We start from the raw sequence: 16,967 nt of genomic DNA on the forward strand, positions 1-16,967 counted from the left end.
CATCACAGCGGTCATGCAGGTAGACCGCGCCGTCTGCATCGCGGCAGGTTGAATCGTCGCACCGCCGCTCCCACAGGTTTTGCCTCAAAAACGTAAACCGGTGGTGATCATTGCGGCATTGAAGCCCAGCAGCACCAACTCGACGGCTGCCGGGCCATAGTAGGCGCCGACCGAAGGAATGATCACCGGGGCTACGCCAAAGCGGTTAAGCGGGATCTTGTCCTGATATTCGCCGTGATAGCCTTCCAGCAGGCCGCCTGTGAGCTTCAAATACACAGGGTACGTGTCGCTATCAAAGCGCTTGCCCGCATAGGCGTAATACGAACGCTGGCGAAATGAGTTGCGAAAGGTTGCCCCGCCAACTAACCAGCCTGAAGCGTCATGGCGCTCAATACCGATTAGATCCTGATTGTTGTTGTGCTCAGGGTCTGGCGAAAAGTGCCGGGTATAGACACTGGTTTGCAGATACCAAAACCCCTCTTTTTTTTGCTGTGCGTCATCTTGTGCCAGTGCGGAAGTGGCATACGCCAGTATCGCCAGGAAGCAAATCCCAAGTTTTCTCATCTACCTACCTCATTGGGTGTGCGCCTGCGGCCAGCAACTATAAAGGGATGACTTGAACATCCCCTGAACAAAACGAATTCTAGTGTAGTTGCAATCATGAAGTCGCCCGGTCATACGTCTTGCCGAGCAGGCCATATGGCATTTGGTGCTATAAGATTAATGTCGTTATTTTGTTTACTGCATGTAATGCCTGTAGGACCCAATGCCACCAGCGATAAATATCAGTGAATCTTCTTGCCTGAATCTGGCTTATCCGCCGCGACTTGATCTCGGTGCGCCGCTGACGCCAGAACAATTGCTCAACTCCATGCACAGCACCATGGCGCGCCATCAAGGCGGGCCGGTCTGGCTATTTGCATATGGTTCATTGATCTGGCGTCCTGAATGCACGGCGGTCGAACGCGTGCGTGGCCGGGTTCATGGCTACCATCGCGGGCTGTATTTGTGGTCTCACGAGCATCGCGGCACACCTCAGTGGCCGGGCCTGGTCTTTGGCCTGGACCGTGGTGGTTCGTGCAGTGGCTTCGCTTATCGCTTGCCGGAAGACAACCTCGACGCTTCGCTCTACGCCCTGTGGCTGCGTGAAATGCCAGTGCCCTCGTATCGGCCGCACTGGCTGACGTGCCGACTCGAAGACGGCAGTCAGGTGCAGGCTTTGGGGTTTGTACTGGAGCGACATCTACCCAGCTATGCGGGCAACTTGCCGGATGGCGTGTTGAGCCAGGTACTGGCCAACGCCAGCGGACGCTACGGCACGACTCGCGATTATGTCGAGCAGACCGTAAGCGCCCTGCGCAGCCACGCCATGCCAGATCGAAATCTGGAGGCGCGGCTCAAGCGCTGTGTGCCGATCACGCCTTAGGCGGGAGCAGTAACCGCACGTTCTTCACTGGCCACATTTTTGTGGCGCAGGGTCGGGATCATGAACGCGATGGCCAACAGGCATGCGCTGATCAGCAGCACAAAGCCGCCATCCCAACCGAAGTGGTCAACCAGGTAGCCCATTGCCGCGCTGGCCGCGACGGAACCGCCCAGGTAGCCGAACAACCCGGTAAAGCCTGCGGCAGTCCCTGCAGCTTTCTTGGGTGCCAGTTCCAGGGCCTGCAAGCCGATCAGCATCACCGGCCCGTAAATCAGGAAGCCGATAGAAAACAGCGCGATCATGTCGATGGTCGGGTTGCCCGGCGGGTTGAGCCAGTAAACCAGTGTCGCAACAGTCACCAGCGACATGAACACGATGCCGGTCAGGCCGCGATTGCCGCGAAAGATCTTGTCCGACATCCAGCCGCACAGCAGCGTGCCGGGAATCCCTGCCCACTCGTAGAAGAAGTACGCCCACGAGGTGGTGTCCACCGTGAAGTGCTTGGCTTCCTTCAGATAGGTTGGCGCCCAGTCCAGTACGCCATAGCGCAGCAGGTAAACGAACACGTTGGCCATGGCGATATACCAGAGCATTTTGTTGCGCAGCACGTATTTGACGAAGATCTCTTTGGCACTGAACTCGTCTTCGTGGCTGGCGTCGTAACCCGCCGGGTAATCATTCTTGTACTCCTCAATCGGCGGCAAGCCGACTGACTGCGGCGTATCGCGCATGGCAATAAACGCAAACAGTGCCACTAACAGGGCAACGGTGGCGGGTACATAGAAAGCGGCGTGCCAGTCGTTGAACCAGGCCATGCCCAGCAAAAACAGCGGGCCGATCAGGCCGCCGCCCACGTTGTGGGCCACGTTCCACACAGACACCACACCGCCGCGTTCTTTCTGCGACCACCAGTGAACCATGGTCCGGCCACTGGGCGGCCAGCCCATGCCCTGAGCCCAGCCGTTGATAAACAGCAAAATGAACATCATGGTCACGCTGGACGTTGCCCAAGGTGCGAAACCGAAAATGAACATGACCCCAGCTGAAATCATCAAGCCAAAAGGCAAAAAGAAGCGTGGATTAGAGCGGTCGGACACCAGTCCCATCAGGAACTTGGACAGGCCGTAGGCAATGGCTATCGCCGACATCGCCACGCCCAGTTGACCCCGGGTATAACCCTCGTCAATCAGGTACGGCATGGCCAGCGAGAAGTTTTTACGCAGCAGGTAGTAACCGGCGTAACCAAAAAAGATACCGGCGAAAATCTGCCAGCGCAGTCGTCGATAGGTGCTGTCTATTTTTTCTTCAGGCAGGGGAGCCTGGTGTGCGGCAGGTCGGAAAAAAGCAAACATTCAAGAGCTCCAAATTTCTTGTTATATCAGCGGTGTCGAACGTTACATTTTCGTTACTGAAAATGACAGGCCTTATCCCTGGAGCTGAAGGAATAATCCCACGTACGATTTTCGCTTGTGAACATCTCGCGTGCTTATAAACCCGACAGCAGACACCTTGAGTCTGGGATCTGTCAGAAATCTACTTCCAAGGGCTAATAAATAATTGTTCTGAGATGTTTAAGTGGGCAGAGGCGGGTTGTTCAATCGGAGCGATCTCACGACAGGCTCAGAGCCGGTGAACTGAGAGGTCAGCCAGCACACCACTACTATTTCCCCCTTTGGATTCCAGTGGGCGCGGTTTGGCGCAAAAAAGGGGGCAGTAGATGAAGTGTCTGGTGTGGTTTTTCGTGATGTTTATGGCAGCGGGTGCACGGGCAGAGGCGTTTTCGATCGACCTGCGCAGCGCAACCTGCCTCAAGCTGAACCGGGAAGTGAAGGGCTACCTTCGTGGCGCAATTGACCAGCCTCTGGCCGAGATAACGTTGTTCCGGCAGACCCGCAGCCTATTGATCGAGGGTTTTGAGGTCGGGCAGTATTCCATCGATCAGTTGGCGACGGGCTTGTACGCGCTTTCGCAAGGTGCGGGCAAAGTGATTGAAACCTGTCAGCGAAAACGCAGCCGGAAATTTGTGGACATGTTGCCTGAACGCGTCAGGGCGCTACTGATGACCGGGGTGGCTGGACACAACTGAATCGCGCTGGCCTACGGCTTTTCAGGGATTGGCCGATAAGGGTAGATAGGTCCGCAAGCAGCCCCGTATGCTTGCCCCCAACCGTATTAAGGAGCGAATTGTGAAAGCGTGGATCATGTTGATGCTGGCCCTGTCCTTGCCGATGGCAGCGGTTGGAGAAGAGGCGCAAGAAGGCGGCGACAAGGTTAGCTATATCACCCTGAGCCCACCGTTTGTAGGCAATTACGGCCTGGACGGCAGTTCGAAACTCAAGGTGTACAAGGCCGATATTTCCTTGCGCGTGACGGGTCCCGAGGCTGCCAAGGCGGTTAAAGCCAATGACCCGTTGATTCGTAATCAGCTGGTGGGGCTGTTTACCCAGCAGACCAGTGACACCCTGGGCAGCGTCGAGGCAAAGGAGAAGCTGCGTCAGCAAGCCCTGAAGCAGATCCAGCAGGTGATGACCGATGAAACCGGCAAACCGATGGTGGACGATTTGCTGTTCAACAACTTGATCGTTCAGTAAGGCGCAACTCGCCCGACACTACGAGGCAAGGCTCTTGCGGAACCGCGCCAGCGCGATGGCGAAGAACACCAGCCCGATGGCGGCCAGTGCCAACAAGTCGGGCCACACCACATTCACCCCCGCATCGCGGAACAGTATCGCCGCGCTCAGGCTCACAAAGTGGGTCGACGGCGAGCACTGCATCACCCATTGCAGCCATTGGGGCATGCTGTCCAGCGGCGTGCTGCCGCCTGAAAGCAAGAGCATCGGGATGATCACGGGTATGGCCAGCAAACCGAATTGCGGCGTTGAGCGGGCCAGCGTTGCCAGAAAGATTCCCAGCGCGGTGCTGGCAAACAGGTAGAGCGCAGTGACCAGTAAAAACAGGGTCAGCGACCCCGCCAGCGGCACGCCCAGCGCCCACTTCACCACCACTTCCAGTGATATCCAGGTACACAACACCACCACCAGCATGTTGCTCCAGATTTTCGCCAGCATGATTTCCAGAGCTGTCAGCGGCAGCACCAGCAGATGGTCGAGGGTGCCGTGTTCCCGCTCCCGCAGCAGGGCGGTACCCGTCAGCACAATGGCCAGAATGGTGATGTTATTCACAATCTGGATGACGGCCAGAAACCATCCACCTTCCAGGTTCGGGTTGAACAGTGCCCGGTTACTGATCAGCACCGGGGTTTTGGCTGCCGCGTCGGCCTGTCCCGTGTAATTGAGCAGCTCCCGCTGGAAGATCCGTCCGATGTAACCCGCACCCATGAAGGCTTGGCTCATGGCCGTGGCATCAACGTTGACCTGCACGCTCGGCTCACGCCCGGCCAGCAAGTCGGCCTGAAAATTGACCGGCACGTTGATCACAAACGTGTACTGGCCGCTGTCCATCGACTGGTCCAGTTGATCGTAGGGCAGGGCTTGCGGGGCCTGGAACTCTGGGGGCAGCAGCGATTCTGCGAGTTTGCGGGACAAGGCGCTGTGGTCTTCATCGACGATGGCAACGCTGGCGTTGTGCACCCCGATAATCGAACCGGCAGCGGGCATGTAAATAGCCACGGTGAAGGCGTAGAACAAAAACAGCAGTAACACGCTGTCGTGGCGCAGGCTGGTCAGTTCTTTAAGGCCAAGGCGCAGGATGTGCGAGAGCTTGTGCATCAGACCTCCTGCTTCTTGAGCATGATCAGGCTCAGCCCGGTGAAGACCACAAAGAACCCCAACAAGGCCAAGCACTGGGGCCACAACTGGCGCAAATCCAGGGCTTTGGTAAAGGTGCCTACGGCAATGTCGAGAAAGTGCCCGGCCGGGAACAGCATGCCCATCAGTGCCGCCGAGCCCTCAAGCGAGGAGCGCGGCACGATCAGCCCGGAGAACTGAATGGTCGGCAAGCTGGTGATAATCATGGTGCCCAGGATCGCCGCGATCTGGGTGCGGGTGAAGGCGGAAATCAGCAAGCCCATGCTGGTGGTTGCCAGCACATACAGCAGCCCGCCCAGCGCCAGCGTGACACCGCTGCCTTTGAATGGAACGCCGAACAGCCAGCGGTTCATCGCCACCAGCAATGCCAGATTGACCAGGCTTACGGCCAGATACGGCGCCTGCTTGCCCAGCAGGAATTCGAGGCGGGTGAGGGGTGTGGCGTAGAAGTTGGTAATTGACCCCAGTTCCTTTTCGCGCACGATGCCCAGCGCTGTGAGCATGGCCGGGATAAACGCGAGGATGAGCGCCATCACGCCGGGGCCGATGGCGTTCACGCTGATGACGTCCTGGTTGTAGCGAAAGCGGGTTTCGAGTTTGGCCGCTGCCTGTCTGTTTTGCGCCTGACTGCTGAGGGTGGAGAGCTGCTCAAGGTTGGCGGTGTGTACCGCTTCGACATAGTTGCGGCTGGTTTCGGCCCGAAATGGCATGCCACCGTCCAGCCAGGCGGCGACCGTAGGCTGGCGTCCGGCGTACAAGTCGCGGCCAAAGCCTGGCGGGATCTCCAAGGCAATTTTGATTTCAGAGCGTTGCAAGCGTTTGTGCAACTCGTCGGCGCTACTGATCGGGGCATGCTCTTCGAAGTAGCGCGAACTGCGGAAGGCTTCCAGGTAGGCGCGGCTTTGTGGGCTCTGATCCTGGTCGTAGACGGCGAAGGCCAGGTTCTCGACGTCCAGAGAAATGCCGTAGCCAAATATCACCATCATGAACACGGCGCCCAGCAAGGCGAACGCCATGCGCACTTTGTCGCGCAGCAATTCCTTGGATTCGCGGCTGGCGACAGCGATCAGCCGGGTCAGGCTAAAGCCTTTTTTGCTGATCGGCGGCGGGGCATTGGCCACCGGCGTGGCGACAGGCTCAGCTTCAGGCGCAGGGCTGGCGTCCTGATCGTTTTGTGCCTGTTCCAGGCAGGTGACAAACGCGGCTTCCAGTGTGTCGCCCTTGAACTGGTGTTGCAGCGCATCGGGCGTGTCGCAGGCCAGCACTTTGCCCGCGTGCATCAACGATATGCGGTCGCAGCGTTGAGCTTCGTTCATGAAGTGGGTGGACAGAAAGATGGTCACCCCTTGCTCGCGTGACAGCTCGATCAGTAAACGCCAGAAGTCATCGCGGGCGGCAGGGTCGACCCCCGAGGTCGGCTCATCGAGGATCAGTACTTCGGGGCGATGCAGCACGGCAACCGCCAGCGACAAACGCTGGCGAAGGCCCAGCGGCAATTCGCCAGACTGTTGTGAGGCCACATCGCCCAGGTCGAAGCGCTCGATCAACTCTTCGATACGCGGTTCGCTTTCGGCCTTGGGCAAGTCGAACAGTTGCGCGTGCAACACCAGGTTTTGCCGCACGCTCAACTCACCGTACAGCGAGAAGCTTTGCGACATGAAGCCCACACGCTTGCGGGTGGCCAGGTCTTTGGCATTAACCGGATTGCCAAGCAATTTGGCGCTGCCTTCGGTGGCGGGCATCAGTCCGGTCAGGACTTTCATGGTGGTGGTTTTGCCGCAGCCGTTGGAGCCTAAAAAGCCGAAGATTTCACCCCGGCCAATGGCGAAGCTGACGTTGTTCACTGCCGTAAAGTCGCCGAACCGCAGGGTCAGGTCGTGGGCCTCAATGGCGATATCGCTGTTGTCGCTGGTGCGAGGCGGGATCACCAAAGGCTCATTATTGTGCCCGCTGTCACCCTGGTAATGGGTGAAGGCTTCGTCGAGCTTGCCGGTAGCAGTGACAGTCGCCAACTCATGGCTTAAACCGGCGGCAATCAATTTGCCGCGATCGAGCATCAGGCAGTGTTCAAACTGCTCAGCCTCTTCCATGTAGGCAGTTGCCACCAGAAGCGTCAGTTGAGGGCGCTGGCTGCGTACGTCATCCACCAGTTCCCAGAAGCGTCGACGCGACAGCGGGTCAACCCCGGTGGTGGGCTCGTCGAGGATCAGCAAATCCGGCTCGTGGATCAGCGCGCAGCACAGCCCGAGCTTTTGCTTCATCCCGCCCGACAGCTTGCCCGCGGGACGTTCGGCAAAACGCTCCAGGTCGGTGGCCTTGAGCAGTTCGGCCATGCGCTGTTCGCACTCTTCTTTTGAGAGGCCGAACAGGGTGCCAAAAAAGCGGATGTTTTCGCTGATCGACAATTCGGGATAAAGGTTGCCGCCCAGGCCTTGGGGCATAAACGCGATCAGTGGGTACAGGGTGTTGCGATGGCGGCGGTCGTCAATCGGGCCGCCGAGCACTTCAAGGTTGCCTTGTTGAAGCTTTTTGACCCCGGCAATCAGTCCCAGCAGGCTCGATTTACCCGCACCGTCCGGGCCGATCAAACCACAGCGCGTGCCTTTTGGCAGGCTGAAGGCGATGTCGAACAATGCCTGTTGTTTGCCATACCAGTGGCTGATGCCACTGGCGTTGAGCGCCAGGTCGCTCATTGCAGATTAGCCGGCCAGGCGACGTCTGCGGTTCGTACATAACCTGCTCCCGGCATGCCCGGCTTGGCCTGGGGCACGGCGCTTGGGTCGGTGAGGCGCAGCTTGACGCGAAACACCAATTTTTGCCGCTCGTCCCGGGTTTCGACCTCTTTGGGCGTGAATTGCGATTTGGCCGCGACAAAAGCGATTTTGGCTGGCAGCGCCTGGTCGGGCAGGGCGTCAAGCACGATGCGGGCGTCGGCACCCACGGTCAGCTTGCCGACCACCGAAGCGGGCATGTACAGGTTCATGTACTGGTCGCTGGGGTCGATCATCATAAATACCCGTCCGCCTGCGCCCAGCACTTCGCCGGGTTCGGCAAGGCGCAACTGGATCACGCCGTTGATGGGGGCGCGCAGGCTGCTGTCATCGATTTCGCTGGTGAGTTGCGCAACTTGGGCTTCGGATGAGCCGATCGCGGCTTTGGCTGCTGCAACCTGGGCCTGTGCTGCCACCACGGCTGCGTTGCTGGTATCAAACCGTGCCTGTTGCTGGTCGAGTTGCTGGCCGCTGGCAAAACCGCGTTGGGACAGTTGGCGAAAGCGCGCGAGTTCCTGGCTGGCCAGGCGCTTTTCGCTTTGGCGCAATTGCACATTGGCTTCGTTGGCGGCCAGGGTTTGGCGGGCGCGCAGCACTTCGGCTTCGGCTTGCGCGCGGGTCGCTTCCAGGGTGCGGGTATCCATGCGGGCCAGCAGTTGGCCCTGAGTCACGCGATCACCTTCGTCGACCAGCACTTCGGCCAGGCGTCCCGGGGTTTTGGCTGCAATCTGTACTTCTGTGGCTTCGAGTCGACCGTTGGCCATGCTGATGCCTTCAGGAAGGCTGTCGAGCCGGGATTTCCAATACCCGAACCCGCCTGCTGCGATCAGCAGGACAGCCAAGGGGATGACGAAATAATGGGAAATTCGGGAATTGCTAGACATGCCGACATCCTGTGTCTCAGAGCGCTCTAGTTTGACCTTTTCAAGGCGATTACGACTTGATGCCAGTCAAAGGAAGACCAGAGCGTAGACGGGAATACAGGATGTTGCCTGCCACGAGGCGAGGTGAGTGGTGGGAGCGGGCTTGCTCGCGATGCAGGCGGCGCGGTCTGCCAGTACCACCGCGGTGATGCCATCGCGAGCAAGCCCGCTCCCACAGGTCTCAGGTGTTTACAACAACCCCATCACCGCAGCCCATTGATCATCTGTAACGGGCATCACTGAAAGGCGGCTGCCTTTTTGTACCAGCGGCATTTCGGCCAGGGCCGTTTGTTGTTTGAGGTAATCGAGCTTGATCACTTTGGGGAAGGTCTGCTCGTGGGCTACCTGCAGCGCGCTCCACGGATTTTTTTCGGCGCTGGCCTTGGGATCGAAGTAATGGCTTTCAGGGTCGAGGGCGGTCGGGTCGGGGTAGGCTGCTTCGACAATGCGACCAATCCCGGCAATACCCGGCTCGGGGCAGCTGGAGTGATAAAAGAAGAACAGGTCGCCAACTGCCATGGCTCGCATAAAGTTGCGCGCCTGATAGTTGCGCACGCCATCCCAGCGCGCTTCACCGAGCGTGTGCAAGTCTTTGATCGAGAACTCGTCAGGCTCGGATTTCATCAACCAATAGGCCATTTTCTACTCCAGAAACATGCTGTGGTTATTTTGTCTGGCAACATTTTGATAAACCGACAGTCGGTTGACGCCAGAGTTTGCGTGTGTGTTCGTGTTGCCGCAGAATGCCCGGCTTTGAAGCTTGACGCTGCTGCACGGCCTATAACAAAAACCGTTGCTGTCATCGTGTTGATTTGCCTGAAGGAGGGCAATCGATGAAACGCAAACCGGATTTACTGTGGATGCTGGTTATTTTGTTCGGTTTGGGTGTGGTTACAACGGGCTATGCGCAAAGTCTCTGGTCAAACTCGATTGACGAGCCGATTGAGCTGACACAACAGCAAGTACAACCCTTCAAACGCTAAAACCTGATCGAAGGCATCACTTGAACGGTGATGCCCTGGTTGTCAGTGGGCGACGTACCAATGACTGTCCGAGACGGTGCCCTGCAAAGGGACATCCCAACTGGCCTGGGCCAGAGATTCGACTTTCTGACACTCGTGGGCCAGCCCCAATAGCGTCGGCTTGCGCCAGCTTTGGCGTCTTGCCTGATATGCCAGGCTGCGGTCATAAAAGCCGCCGCCCATGCCCAGTCGCCCCCCCGTTGCATCAAATCCCACCAATGGCAGCAGCACCAGGTCCAGAGCCCAGACCTTGCGTTGGCGTACACGGTTGATTCGCGGTTCGAGAATCCGAAAACGGTTGGGGATCAGCTTCTCGCCGGGAGCAACCCGCTGGAAGACCATCTTGGTTCTTGGCCAGGCGCTGAGGACCGGCAGGTAGGTGATCTTGCCCCGACGCTGGGCTTCGCGCAGCAGCAGGCGCGGATCAATTTCACCGTCGGTGGGCAGATAAAGGGAAATGTGTTTGGCGCGGCGAAACAGCGGGTGTTGTGCCAGTTGCCGGTACAGGCCGCGGGCGGCCTGGCGTTGCGCGCAGGGCGACAGGTCGCGGCGGGCTTTGCGCAGCATTCGGCGAAGTTGCGGGCGGGTAGGCGTCGCAGGTTCGTTCATTTGGCGTGCTGTTCAAGGACGAGTTCACCACAGGGTGGCTCGTGGAAGCCAATGCCAGCAGGTGGCTGACATTGCGCTAGGAAATCAGGCTCCCCGACGTACCGCTGTCGGCTTGGCCCTTGAACCCGAAAGTTCAAGGTGGAAGTTGCAGTAGACCTTAAGGCTTTCCGTCTAGCGGACATGCACACCGGCCCAACGTGCAAGCTCCAGGGTAGTGCGAATCGGCTCAGGGACATCGCTAACTGGCGAATACTCCAGGGAGTGGCGCGAGTATACCCCAAAGTAACGTTTTGAATCAGCTTTGACGTTCGTTCGGATCAGTGGCCAGCACCAGATCAACGCGCTCCAGCAAGTCGCGCACTTGCTCACGGGTGGAGCTGCTGGTTTGAACTTCGGCGACTTCCTGCTTGTGCAGCAGATCGTGGGTGATATTCAGAGCAGCCATCACGGCGATACGGTCGGCGCCGATGACTTTGCCGCTGCTGCGGATTTCGCGCATTTTCCCATCCAGATAACGGGCAGCGCTCACCAGATTGCTCCGCTCTTCCTGGGGGCACATGATCGAATATTCTTTATCGAGGATATGCACGGTGACGCTACTGCTTGAACTCATGAGTCTTGCTCCAGGGCTTTGAGGCGCGAAATCATCGATTCCACCTTGTGTCGGGCGATTTCGTTTTTTTCAATGAGGTGCGCGCGTTCCTCGCGCCAAGTCTTTTCCTGAGCAATTAAGAGTGCGTTTTGGCGGTTAAGTTGCTCGACTCGGCTAATCAGCAGTTCGAGTCTAGCCATCAGTGCATGCAGGTCGGTGTCTTCCATTGTGTCCTACTGTGTGTTTTCTGATGGATGGGGACTGACGCCTCGATGGTCTGGCACGTCTGCCAATGCTAGGATACAAGCCCTCCATTCTAGACATAGCGCCGCTTGGCGCCTAGCTGACCATGCCTATTCAGAATTCCCCGTATCAAGCCTTTGTAACCCTGCTGACTGCCAGCGGCCACTCCGTTTCGCCTGCTGAACTGCACGGCCACTTGCTGGGCCGCAGCTGCGCGGGCGCCGGCTTTGATGCCGAAGGCTGGTTGGTTGAAGCCAGCGAGCTGTTGGCAGGCGAGCCGCAAGACAACGTACGCAATGCCTTGATCGGATTGCAAGAGATGGTCAAGGGTGAACTGACCAGCGATGACATGACTGTTGTGCTGTTGCTGCCGACCGATGACGCGCCATTGCCTGAGCGCGCTGCAGCGTTGGGCCAGTGGTGCCAGGGTTTCCTGTCCGGTTTCGGCCTGACCCGCCGCGCCTACTCGCTGAGCGATGAAGCCAATGAAGTACTGCGCGACCTGGCAGCCATCGCCCAGGTGCAGGATGCACTTGAAGAGTCCGAAGACGGCGAAAGCGACTACATGGAAGTGATGGAATACCTGCGTGTCGCACCGCTGCTGCTGTTCACCGAAACCAAAAAAACCGCTGAACCTGCGCCAGCCAAACCTTCGCTGCACTGATTGATCGTCGAGAGGGAACCCGTCTGCCCATGATCCATATCCCGAAAACGGAATACGCACGTCGCCGCAAGGCACTCATGGCGCAGATGGAGCCCAACAGTATTGCGATTCTGCCCGCTGCGGCGGTGGCCATTCGCAATCGCGATGTCGAACATGTTTACCGTCAAGACAGCAACTTTCAGTACCTGAGCGGCTTTCCCGAGCCTGCGGCCGTGATCGTGTTGATCCCGGGCCGGGTACACGGCGAGTACGTGCTGTTTTGCCGCGAGCGCAATGCCGAGCGTGAATTGTGGGACGGTTTGCGGGCCGGGCAAGAAGGCGCTATCCGCGACTTCGGTGCCGACGACGCGTTCCCGATTACCGATATCGACGACATCCTGCCGGGGTTGATTGAAGGCCGCGATCGGGTCTACTCGGCGATGGGCGGTAATCCCGAATTCGACCGCAACCTGATGGAGTGGATCAACGGGATTCGCTCCAAGGCGAACCTCGGTGCCCAGCCGCCGAACGAATTCGTTGCTCTGGATCATCTGCTGCATGACATGCGCCTGTATAAATCGGCAGCAGAACTCAAGGTCATGCGCCACGCGGCGCAGATTTCGGCTCGCGCCCATGTGCGGGCCATGCAGGCCAGCCGCGCCGGTTTGCATGAGTACAGCCTTGAGGCCGAACTGGATTACGAATTCCGTAAAAGCGGGGCCAAAATGCCAGCCTATGGTTCGATCGTCGCCTCGGGTGATAACAGCTGCATCCTGCATTACCAGGAGAATGACGCACTGCTTAAAAGCGGCGACCTGGTGCTGATTGATGCTGGCTGCGAAATTGACTGCTACGCCAGCGATATCAGCCGTACGTTCCCGGTGAATGGCCGTTTTTCACCGGAACAAAAAGCGATCTATGAACTGGTGCTGGCTGCACAAGAAGCGGCATTTACCCAGATTGCCCCCGACAAACACTGGAATCAGGCCCATGAAGCAACCGTCCAGGTGATTACCGCCGGGCTGGTGGAGCTGGGCCTGTTGCAGGGCGACGTGCAGGCACTGATCGCCAGTGAAGCCTACAAACCGTTTTACATGCACCGCGCTGGCCACTGGCTGGGGCTCGATGTGCACGACGTGGGTGAATACAAGGTGGGCGGTGAGTGGCGCGTGCTGGAAGTCGGCATGACCCTGACTGTGGAGCCTGGCATCTACATCAGCCCTAACAACCTCAATGTCGCGAAAAAATGGCGGGGCATTGGCGTGCGGATCGAGGACGACGTAGTGGTCACCAGGCATGGCTGTGAAATCCTGACCGGCGATGTGCCAAAAACCGTCGCCGCTATCGAAGCGCTCATGGCGGGTGCGGCATGAGTCGCGTGAATCTGGTAATCATTGGCGGCGGCCTGGTGGGCGCGAGCCTGGCGCTGGCCTTGCAAGCCGGTGCCAAGGCACGGGGCTGGAAGATCGTTTTGATCGAGCCGTTCGCCCCCGGCAACACCTATCAGCCCAGCTATGACGCCCGCTCTTCGGCGCTCAGCTATGGCGCTCGAATCATCTATGAGCGTCTGGGCCTGTGGCAGTCGATTGCCGAGCGTGGCGAACCGATCAAGGACATTCACGTGTCCGATCGGGGGCGTTTCTCTACGGCACGGTTGTCGGCCAGCGAAGAAGGGGTTCCGGCGCTGGGTTATGTGGTCGAGAACGCCTGGCTGGGCCAGTGCCTGTGGAAAAGTCTGGATCCGGATGTGATCAGCTGGCGTTGCCCGGCTGAAGTTATCCACATGCAACCGCTGGAAGACGGCTATCGCCTGACCCTCAACGACGAGACCACCCTGGAGTGCGATCTCGCAGTCCTGGCCGATGGCGGGCGTTCGGGCTTGCGTGAGCAGTTGGGCATCCATGTGCGCCAGCAGCCTTATAACCAAAGTGCCCTGATCGCCAATATCACCCCGAGCCAGCCCCACGGCGGGATGGCGTTCGAGCGTTTCACCGACGAAGGGCCGATGGCCTTGCTGCCGTTGCCTGACAACCGTTGTGCGCTGGTATGGACCCGTTTGGGGATGGACGCCCAGCGTCTGGCTGCACTGGATGAGCGCAGTTTTCTCAGCGAGTTGCAGGGGGTGTTTGGCTATCGTCTGGGGACGCTCAAACAGGTGGGCGCCCGACATCTGTACCCGCTGACACTGATTGAAGCGCAAGAGCAGGTACGTCCGCATCTGGCGGTATTGGGCAATGCGGCCCACAGCCTGCATCCGATAGCCGGCCAGGGTTTCAACTTGTCCCTGCGTGATGCCCAGGCCCTGGCCGATGCCTTGCTGGGCAGTGATAAAAAGCCCGGTGATTTCGCTACGCTGCTGAGTTATCAACAGGCTCAAAAACTTGACCAGCAACTGACCATCGGTTTTTCGGACAAGGTGACGCGGGTGTTTGGCAGTGAGCAGCCCCTGGTTTCGTTTGGTCGCAACCTTGGCCTGCTCGGCCTTGATCTGGTGCCACCGGCAAAACGCTGGTTCGCCCGTCAAGCGATGGGCCTGGGCACCCGCGCAGACAGTTGATGTCGGCGGGGCGAGCACGCCCCATGTCGATCCATTTTTTCAGGTGCGGCGTACGCCGCTAGCGAGACAGGCTTAAAGCATGGAAATGCGTGCAGATCTGCTGATTGTCGGGGCCGGAATGGTCGGAAGCGCACTGGCGCTGGCGCTCAAAGACAGCGGGCTGAAAATCCTGCTGCTCGATGGCAGCCCGCTGAGTGTCAAACCCTTTGCCGCCCAGGCTCCGTTCGAGCCGCGGGTTAGTGCCCTGTCGGCTGCCAGCCAGCGCATTTTGCAGCGCCTGGGCGCGTGGGAGGGCATCACCCGGCGTCGCGTCAGCCCGTATGCCCACATGCAGGTATGGGATGGCAGCGGCACGGGGCAGATCCACTTCTCGGCGACCAGCGTTCATGCCGACGTGCTGGGTCATATCGTTGAAAACCGTGTGGTGCAGGATGCGCTGCTTGAGTGCTTGCAGGACTCCTGCATCGAAATGCTGGCCAATGCGCGCCTGGAACAGATGCGCCGCTCTGGCGACGACTGGCTGCTGACCCTGGCCGATGGCCGTACCTTGCGTGCGCCGTTGGTGATTGCCGCTGATGGCGCCAACTCGGCTGTACGCCGCCTGACCGGCTGTGAGACCCGCGAGTGGAATTATCAGCATCATGCCATCGTCACCAGCGTGCGTTGCTCAGAACCCCATCAGCAGACCGCCTGGCAGCGTTTTACCGACAATGGCCCGCTGGCATTCCTGCCATTGGAGCGCGAGGGTCAGCAGGACTGGTGTTCGATTGTCTGGTCGACCACGCCTGAACAGGCCGAGTACTTGATGACGCTGGACGATGGCGCCTTCTGCCGCGAGCTGGAGCTGGCTTTTGAAGGCCGTCTGGGCAGTGTGCTGAGCGCTGATCCGCGGGTGTGCGTGCCGCTGCGTCAGCGTCACGCCAAACGCTATGTCGCTGAAGGCCTGGCACTGATCGGTGATGCGGCACACACCATCCACCCGCTGGCCGGGCAGGGCGTGAATCTGGGGTTTCTGGATGCGGCGGTGCTGGCACATGTGCTGCTGCACGCGGTGGATCGCGGCGAGCGTCTGGCGGATGTGCGCGTGCTGAGCCGTTTTGAGCGTCGGCGCATGCCGCATAACCTGGCGTTGATGGCCGCCATGGAGGGTTTTGAGCGGTTGTTCCAGGCTGACTCGCTGACGGCACGATTGCTGCGCAACACCGGTTTGAAATGGGTCAATAAAATGCCCGAGGCCAAGGCCTTGTTTGTGCGTCAGGCACTGGGCCTGAGTGGCGACCTGCCGCCGTTGGCCAAGCCGTAACATCTGGTAACTCCTCCGGGGCGAGTTAGGTTGAGATGGGAAATGTGATTCACTACCATTTACGCCCGATTCGCATCAAGAGAGACCGCCCATCATGTTGGCACGCAAGCGTCTACTGACTGCCCTGGCCCTAACCGTTTTTGCGAGCAGCGTTTCTGCTGCCGAAGAGGTGGTGGTTTACTCCTCGCGTATCGACGAGCTGATCAAACCGGTATTTGATGCCTACACCGCCAAGACCGGGGTAAAGGTCAAGTTCATCACCGACAAGGAAGCGCCGTTGATGCAGCGCATCAAGGCAGAAGGCCAGAATGCCACCGCCGACCTGTTGCTGACCGTGGACGCCGGCAACCTGTGGCAAGCCGAGCAAATGGGCATTTTGCAGCCGTTCACGTCCGAAGTGATCGACAAGAACATTCCACCGCAATACCGCTCCTCTTCCCATGAGTGGACCGGCCTGAGCCTGCGCGCACGGACCATCGTCTATTCGACCGACCGGGTTAAACCTGAAGAACTGTCGACCTACGAGGCCCTGGCTGACAAGAACTGGGAAGGCCGCCTGTGCTTGCGCACCGCCAAGAAGGTTTACAACCAGTCGCTGACGGCCACCATGATCGAAGCGCACGGTGCTGAAAAAACCGAAAAAATTCTCAAGGGTTGGGTGAGCAACCTGTCCACGGACGTGTTCTCTGACGACACTGCACTGCTTGAGGCAATCAACGCCGGGCAATGTGACGTGGGCATCGTCAATACCTACTACTACGGCCGTTTGCACAAGCAGAAGCCGGATCTGGCGGTGAAACTGTTCTGGCCGAATCAGGCGGACCGTGGTGTTCACGTCAACCTGTCGGGCATTGGCCTGACCAAGTACGCGCCGCACCCTGAGGCCGCCAAGGCATTGGTGGAGTGGATGACCACCCCTGAAGCTCAGGTCATTTTTGCAGGTGTTAACCAGGAATTCCCGGCCAACCCAAGCGTTGAGCCTTCTGCCGAAGTGGCCAGCTGGGGCAAGTTCAAGGCCGACGCACTGCCAGTAGAAGTGGCAGGCAAGCGCCAGGCTGAAGCCATCCGCATGATGGATCGCGCGGGCTGGAACTGATCAAAATCTGAAGCA

At 58.8% G+C, this 16,967-nt stretch carries 18 protein-coding genes and 1 other RNA gene; 9 read left to right on the forward strand and 10 right to left on the reverse strand.

The genetic code is table 11. The annotated features are described in order from the left end of the window. Positions 1 to 84: 84 nt before the first annotated feature. Positions 85 to 564, reverse strand: a complete 480-nt coding sequence (locus tag AC19YQ_RS08380) for a sn-glycerol-3-phosphate transporter (RefSeq protein ID WP_219262582.1) — start codon at positions 562 to 564, stop codon at positions 85 to 87. 202 nt (positions 565 to 766) lie between these two features. On the opposite strand from AC19YQ_RS08380, the gene AC19YQ_RS08385 reads away from it, so the two are divergent. Beyond that, complete coding sequence (locus AC19YQ_RS08385; RefSeq protein ID WP_257622990.1) at positions 767 to 1,426, forward strand: gamma-glutamylcyclotransferase; 660 nt, start codon at positions 767 to 769, stop codon at positions 1,424 to 1,426. On the opposite strand, the gene glpT is transcribed toward AC19YQ_RS08385, so the two are convergent. Continuing rightward, positions 1,423 to 2,778, reverse strand: a complete 1,356-nt coding sequence (glpT, locus tag AC19YQ_RS08390; RefSeq protein WP_133079082.1) for a glycerol-3-phosphate transporter — start codon at positions 2,776 to 2,778, stop codon at positions 1,423 to 1,425. The genes AC19YQ_RS08385 and glpT overlap by 4 nt on opposite strands. A gap of 365 nt (positions 2,779 to 3,143) precedes the next feature. Between glpT and AC19YQ_RS08395 the strand changes: the two genes are divergently transcribed. Then, positions 3,144 to 3,512 carry a hypothetical protein gene (locus AC19YQ_RS08395; protein WP_500594921.1) on the forward strand — a complete coding sequence of 123 codons (369 nt, stop codon included), beginning with the start codon at positions 3,144 to 3,146 and terminating at the stop codon, positions 3,510 to 3,512. Between the two features lie 100 nt (positions 3,513 to 3,612). Beyond that, the gene (locus tag AC19YQ_RS08400) at positions 3,613 to 4,017 is read left to right on the forward strand and encodes a flagellar basal body-associated protein FliL (protein WP_339477039.1); all 405 of its coding nucleotides are present in this window, start codon (positions 3,613 to 3,615) and stop codon (positions 4,015 to 4,017) included. Positions 4,018 to 4,035: 18 nt separating this feature from the next. On the opposite strand, the gene AC19YQ_RS08405 is transcribed toward AC19YQ_RS08400, so the two are convergent. The 4 genes from AC19YQ_RS08405 to AC19YQ_RS08420 all read right to left on the reverse strand — a co-directional run bounded on the left by AC19YQ_RS08405 (position 4,036) and on the right by AC19YQ_RS08420 (position 9,526). Further along, positions 4,036 to 5,154, reverse strand: a complete 1,119-nt coding sequence (locus tag AC19YQ_RS08405; RefSeq protein WP_133079079.1) for an ABC transporter permease — start codon at positions 5,152 to 5,154, stop codon at positions 4,036 to 4,038. Continuing rightward, positions 5,154 to 7,886 carry a ribosome-associated ATPase/putative transporter RbbA gene (gene rbbA, locus AC19YQ_RS08410; protein ID WP_339477041.1) on the reverse strand — a complete coding sequence of 911 codons (2,733 nt, stop codon included), beginning with the start codon at positions 7,884 to 7,886 and terminating at the stop codon, positions 5,154 to 5,156. The genes AC19YQ_RS08405 and rbbA overlap by 1 nt, the downstream gene beginning before the upstream one ends. Further along, on the reverse strand, positions 7,883 to 8,848 hold the full coding sequence (locus tag AC19YQ_RS08415; protein WP_133079077.1) for an HlyD family secretion protein: 966 nt from the start codon (positions 8,846 to 8,848) through the stop codon (positions 7,883 to 7,885). The genes rbbA and AC19YQ_RS08415 overlap by 4 nt, the downstream gene beginning before the upstream one ends. Before the next feature lie 228 nt (positions 8,849 to 9,076). After that, positions 9,077 to 9,526 carry an EVE domain-containing protein gene (locus AC19YQ_RS08420; protein ID WP_133079076.1) on the reverse strand — a complete coding sequence of 150 codons (450 nt, stop codon included), beginning with the start codon at positions 9,524 to 9,526 and terminating at the stop codon, positions 9,077 to 9,079. Between the two features lie 194 nt (positions 9,527 to 9,720). On the opposite strand from AC19YQ_RS08420, the gene AC19YQ_RS08425 reads away from it, so the two are divergent. Beyond that, positions 9,721 to 9,870, forward strand: coding sequence for a hypothetical protein (locus AC19YQ_RS08425; protein ID WP_019824485.1), 150 nt, complete (start codon positions 9,721 to 9,723; stop codon positions 9,868 to 9,870). A gap of 42 nt (positions 9,871 to 9,912) precedes the next feature. Here AC19YQ_RS08425 and AC19YQ_RS08430 read toward each other — a convergent pair whose 3' ends face one another. The 4 genes from AC19YQ_RS08430 to AC19YQ_RS08445 all read right to left on the reverse strand — a co-directional run bounded on the left by AC19YQ_RS08430 (position 9,913) and on the right by AC19YQ_RS08445 (position 11,337). Beyond that, entirely contained in the window at positions 9,913 to 10,518 is a 606-nt protein-coding gene (locus AC19YQ_RS08430; RefSeq protein ID WP_500594922.1) for a 5-formyltetrahydrofolate cyclo-ligase, read from the reverse strand. Between the two features lie 86 nt (positions 10,519 to 10,604). Continuing rightward, positions 10,605 to 10,782: non-coding RNA, 6S RNA (gene ssrS, locus AC19YQ_RS08435), on the reverse strand. 31 nt (positions 10,783 to 10,813) lie between these two features. Beyond that, positions 10,814 to 11,131 (reverse strand): cell division protein ZapA, encoded by a 318-nt coding sequence (locus tag AC19YQ_RS08440; protein ID WP_019824488.1) that lies wholly within the window; start codon positions 11,129 to 11,131, stop codon positions 10,814 to 10,816. Beyond that, complete coding sequence (locus tag AC19YQ_RS08445) at positions 11,128 to 11,337, reverse strand: TIGR02449 family protein (protein WP_019824490.1); 210 nt, start codon at positions 11,335 to 11,337, stop codon at positions 11,128 to 11,130. Before AC19YQ_RS08445 ends, AC19YQ_RS08440 begins: the two co-directional genes overlap by 4 nt. 122 nt (positions 11,338 to 11,459) lie before the next feature. On the opposite strand from AC19YQ_RS08445, the gene AC19YQ_RS08450 reads away from it, so the two are divergent. From AC19YQ_RS08450 to AC19YQ_RS08470, 5 genes are all read left to right on the forward strand, one after another. Then, positions 11,460 to 12,017, forward strand: coding sequence for a YecA/YgfB family protein (locus AC19YQ_RS08450; protein WP_133079073.1), 558 nt, complete (start codon positions 11,460 to 11,462; stop codon positions 12,015 to 12,017). 29 nt (positions 12,018 to 12,046) lie between these two features. Then, a complete protein-coding gene (gene pepP, locus AC19YQ_RS08455) occupies positions 12,047 to 13,369 on the forward strand; it encodes a Xaa-Pro aminopeptidase (protein WP_339477046.1) in 1,323 nt (440 codons plus the stop codon). Then, a complete protein-coding gene (ubiH, locus tag AC19YQ_RS08460; RefSeq protein WP_500594923.1) occupies positions 13,366 to 14,553 on the forward strand; it encodes a 2-octaprenyl-6-methoxyphenyl hydroxylase in 1,188 nt (395 codons plus the stop codon). The genes pepP and ubiH overlap by 4 nt, the downstream gene beginning before the upstream one ends. Positions 14,554 to 14,638: 85 nt before the next feature. Next, positions 14,639 to 15,856: a 2-octaprenyl-3-methyl-6-methoxy-1,4-benzoquinol hydroxylase gene (locus AC19YQ_RS08465; RefSeq protein WP_500594955.1), complete on the forward strand. Its 1,218-nt coding sequence runs from the start codon at positions 14,639 to 14,641 to the stop codon at positions 15,854 to 15,856. 94 nt (positions 15,857 to 15,950) lie between these two features. Then, positions 15,951 to 16,952, forward strand: coding sequence for an extracellular solute-binding protein (locus AC19YQ_RS08470; protein ID WP_133079069.1), 1,002 nt, complete (start codon positions 15,951 to 15,953; stop codon positions 16,950 to 16,952). Positions 16,953 to 16,967 lie beyond the last annotated feature (15 nt).

Source organism: Pseudomonas sp. MF06569 (assembly GCF_059862735.1).

What these genes read in the sequence shown, in the direction of transcription:
- AC19YQ_RS08430 (WP_500594922.1), bottom strand. Translation starts at nt 10,518, where the DNA reads ATGAACGAACCTGCGACGCCTACCCGCCCGCAACTTCGCCGAATGCTG.
- AC19YQ_RS08405 (WP_133079079.1), bottom strand. Translation starts at nt 5,154, where the DNA reads ATGCACAAGCTCTCGCACATCCTGCGCCTTGGCCTTAAAGAACTGACC.
- glpT (WP_133079082.1), bottom strand. Translation starts at nt 2,778, where the DNA reads ATGTTTGCTTTTTTCCGACCTGCCGCACACCAGGCTCCCCTGCCTGAA.
- AC19YQ_RS08420 (WP_133079076.1), bottom strand. Translation starts at nt 9,526, where the DNA reads ATGGCCTATTGGTTGATGAAATCCGAGCCTGACGAGTTCTCGATCAAA.
- AC19YQ_RS08440 (WP_019824488.1), bottom strand. Translation starts at nt 11,131, where the DNA reads ATGAGTTCAAGCAGTAGCGTCACCGTGCATATCCTCGATAAAGAATAT.
- AC19YQ_RS08395 (WP_500594921.1), top strand. Translation starts at nt 3,144, where the DNA reads ATGAAGTGTCTGGTGTGGTTTTTCGTGATGTTTATGGCAGCGGGTGCA.
- AC19YQ_RS08415 (WP_133079077.1), bottom strand. Translation starts at nt 8,848, where the DNA reads ATGTCTAGCAATTCCCGAATTTCCCATTATTTCGTCATCCCCTTGGCT.
- AC19YQ_RS08385 (WP_257622990.1), top strand. Translation starts at nt 767, where the DNA reads ATGCCACCAGCGATAAATATCAGTGAATCTTCTTGCCTGAATCTGGCT.
- AC19YQ_RS08425 (WP_019824485.1), top strand. Translation starts at nt 9,721, where the DNA reads ATGAAACGCAAACCGGATTTACTGTGGATGCTGGTTATTTTGTTCGGT.
- rbbA (WP_339477041.1), bottom strand. Translation starts at nt 7,886, where the DNA reads ATGAGCGACCTGGCGCTCAACGCCAGTGGCATCAGCCACTGGTATGGC.
- AC19YQ_RS08380 (WP_219262582.1), bottom strand. Translation starts at nt 564, where the DNA reads ATGAGAAAACTTGGGATTTGCTTCCTGGCGATACTGGCGTATGCCACT.
- AC19YQ_RS08470 (WP_133079069.1), top strand. Translation starts at nt 15,951, where the DNA reads ATGTTGGCACGCAAGCGTCTACTGACTGCCCTGGCCCTAACCGTTTTT.
- AC19YQ_RS08465 (WP_500594955.1), top strand. Translation starts at nt 14,639, where the DNA reads ATGCGTGCAGATCTGCTGATTGTCGGGGCCGGAATGGTCGGAAGCGCA.
- pepP (WP_339477046.1), top strand. Translation starts at nt 12,047, where the DNA reads ATGATCCATATCCCGAAAACGGAATACGCACGTCGCCGCAAGGCACTC.
- AC19YQ_RS08445 (WP_019824490.1), bottom strand. Translation starts at nt 11,337, where the DNA reads ATGGAAGACACCGACCTGCATGCACTGATGGCTAGACTCGAACTGCTG.
- ubiH (WP_500594923.1), top strand. Translation starts at nt 13,366, where the DNA reads ATGAGTCGCGTGAATCTGGTAATCATTGGCGGCGGCCTGGTGGGCGCG.
- AC19YQ_RS08450 (WP_133079073.1), top strand. Translation starts at nt 11,460, where the DNA reads ATGCCTATTCAGAATTCCCCGTATCAAGCCTTTGTAACCCTGCTGACT.